The organism is Streptococcus suis (assembly GCF_046032535.1).
Taxonomy (GTDB): domain Bacteria; phylum Bacillota; class Bacilli; order Lactobacillales; family Streptococcaceae; genus Streptococcus; species Streptococcus suis_AK.
On sequence record NZ_JARQPL010000005.1, the window covers coordinates 1 to 2,835 of the forward strand.

3 protein-coding genes are annotated in these 2,835 nt (G+C 40.8%); all 3 read left to right on the forward strand.

Annotated features, from left to right (window positions below):
• Positions 1–82 precede the first annotated feature (82 nt).
• Positions 83–964: an ATP-binding cassette domain-containing protein gene (locus tag P7J58_RS02630; protein WP_408555661.1), complete on the forward strand. Its 882-nt coding sequence runs from the start codon at positions 83–85 to the stop codon at positions 962–964.
• Positions 965–1,048: 84 nt separating this feature from the next.
• Entirely contained in the window at positions 1,049–1,738 is a 690-nt protein-coding gene (locus tag P7J58_RS02635; protein WP_408555660.1) for a gamma-glutamyl-gamma-aminobutyrate hydrolase family protein, read from the forward strand.
• Between the two features lie 111 nt (positions 1,739–1,849).
• The coding region (locus P7J58_RS02640) for a hypothetical protein (protein ID WP_408572552.1) at positions 1,850–2,835 on the forward strand (986 nt) is incomplete at its 3' end.

Here is a 2,835-nt window from a genome sequence, read left to right on the forward strand (position 1 = left end):
ATAGTCAAGTTAATGTTATTACAATTGTTAAAAATTTGGGGTTGAAAAATCCCCATAAACTTATTTTACGAGGAGGAGAAGAATGGATAAGGAAGTTCTAGTACAGGTTTCGGATGTGAGCAAAACTTACTCTAAGAAGAATTGGTTTGGGCAAGAGCAACGTGTCGATGCTTTGAACGGTGTAAATGTGTCTATTTATAAAGGTGAGACACTTGGTCTGGTTGGTGAATCAGGCAGTGGCAAATCGACACTTTCTAAAATTGTCTTAGGATTGGAAAAGGCTAGTCAAGGCCGAGTTGATTTTCCTGGTTTGACATCAGAAGAATTAAATAATCAAGCCCTGCAAGTGATTTATCAAGACCCCTATTCTTCTCTCAATCCCTACCTGTCGGCCTTAGAACTGGTCAAAGAACCTCTCTACTCACTTCCTAAGAAGGAGGCGGAAGAGAAGGCTCTAGCTATGTTGAAACGGGTGGGTATAGAAGGGGATGCTGTACACAAACGCCCTAAATCTTTTAGTGGTGGGCAACGCCAGCGAATTGGCATCGCTCGTGCAGTCGTTTCTCATCCCCAATTTATTGTGTGTGATGAACCGACCTCGGCCCTTGATGTGTCGATACAGGCGACCATACTGGATTTGTTGAACCAGTTGCAAGAGGATTTAGGACTGACCTATCTCTTCATTTCTCATGATTTAAACTTGGTGAACCAATTCGCAGATCGTATTGCGGTCATGTACAAGGGAAGCTTGGTTGAAATAGGACCAGCACAGGATATTTTTCAAAATCCCCAACATCCCTATACCCGCTACCTCTTGCAATCCAATCTGAGCCTTGATCCACAGGAGGCACGTGCTCAGTTGCAAGAGCTATCTCAAACTGGGCTTATAAAGGATTTTGTAACAGATGGTGTATGGACTCAGGTGGATAAGGAGCATTTTGTACTAAAGGCAACTGATAAATAATTTTTATCAGCCCATAAAAGTTCTATATTAGACAGGGCTAGGTAGCCATGCTACAATTGAAAAAACGAAAGAAAGGGGCTTTTTATGGGAAAGGTGATTATTGGAATTTCAGGAAATGAGCAAGAATTTCCGACTAAATCTGGTCGCGTATATGTAACGGTAGCGCGAGAATTGGCAGACAGCGTTCGTCAGGCAGGTGGTGTGCCAATGGTTATTCCTATGGGAACTCCTGATCTAGCTAAAGACTATATCGAAATGATTGACAAGTTGATTTTGTCAGGTGGTCAGCATGTGGATCCAAGTTTGTATGGCCAAAAACGTTTGATAGATAGTGATGACTACCTCTTGGAACGTGATGCATTTGAGTTAGCTTTGATTGAAGAGGCCCTTCGTCAAGGGAAACCGATTTTTGCTGTCTGTCGAGGGATGCAGTTGCTCAATGTTGCTTTAGGTGGAAGTTTAGAGCAGGAAGTTGCTGATCATTGGCAAGAGGGTATCGCGGGAACTTCTCATCGTTTACAGGTTAAACCAATGAGTCGTGTCAGTCAGTTGTTCTCTCAAGGTAGCTCCATTAATTCCTTCCATCATCAGCGTATTAAAGATTTGGCACCAGGTTTGGTGGCAACTGGACTAGATCCACGAGATGGAACCATTGAGGCCTACGAAAGCAAGGGGAAACAAGCCTTGTTTGGTATTCAATGGCACCCAGAATTTCTATACAATGATTGCAAGCAACATAGAGACTTGTTTCAGTATTTGGTGGATGTGTTTTAGTCATATTCTTTGCACTCAAGTAATTGAGTGTTTTTTTGTAATAATTTGCCAGTAAATACTTTATAAATCAGATAAAATTGTATATAATAACACTAATTAAAGGAGGATTATATGTTAAAGAAATGCCAAGAATCCAAAGGTTTTGGAAGTATTAGAAAAGGAATCCATGGAGCAGTAGGAGTGCTGGCTCTAGGTTTGCTGTTTTCTACTACGGATGTTGTCTTTGCTGATGAAGTGAGTGAGAATACTCCCACAACAGCAAGTTCTGAACAAGTCATAAATACTTCTGAAACTCTTAAATTAACTGCAGAAAATGATGTCGCAACATCAACCGGAATTGTAGGAAACGAGGGGGCTTCAGAGGTTGAAACCACGACAGGTACAAATTCTCCGACAGTAGGAGCTGTTCCTTCAACTGGTGTAGAAGCAAGTAATGTAAGCGAAGAGTCAATTTCAACTACACCAGAAACAAATACGAATTTAGAGGCAAAAATTTTATCGACCAGCTCTCCAGCTACAGATAGAGCAGCAGAGGTGTTGGAAGATCGTACTGCACCAAAACTTGTCTCTTATACATTAGATAAAACAGAGTATCAGGCCGGTGAGACCGTAACTCTAACAATTGATTCAGAGGATGAGAGTAACCTTTCCTATGTATCGGCAGATTTTAACTCCTCGGATGGAAGACAGAGTCTTTATTTTTCTTCCAGCGAAGTCGAAAAATTAGCTAATGGCTTATATCGTTCAGTTTTAACTAGCTCCATTCCAGAAAATCGCCCGAGTGACATTTATAATTTAACACATCTATCTCTAAGAGACGAGATTGGTAATATTGTTTATTATTATGATTCTTCGAAAAATACATGGTCAGAACATACATTTGCACCACTTTCGATGACGGTTACTGGTACAGTGAGCGACCGTACAGCACCAAAACTGGTTTCTTATACATTAGATAAAACAGAGTATCAGGCTGGAGAGACTGTAACTCTAACAATTGATTCAGAGGATGAGAGTAATCTTTCCTATGTATCGGCAGATTTTAACTCCTCGGATGGAAGACAGAGTCTTTATTTTTCTTCCAGCGAAGTCGAAAA

Coding starts and splice junctions, on each gene's coding strand:
- P7J58_RS02630 (WP_408555661.1), top strand. CDS start 83: ATGGATAAGGAAGTTCTAGTACAGGTTTCGGATGTGAGCAAAACTTAC.
- P7J58_RS02635 (WP_408555660.1), top strand. CDS start 1,049: ATGGGAAAGGTGATTATTGGAATTTCAGGAAATGAGCAAGAATTTCCG.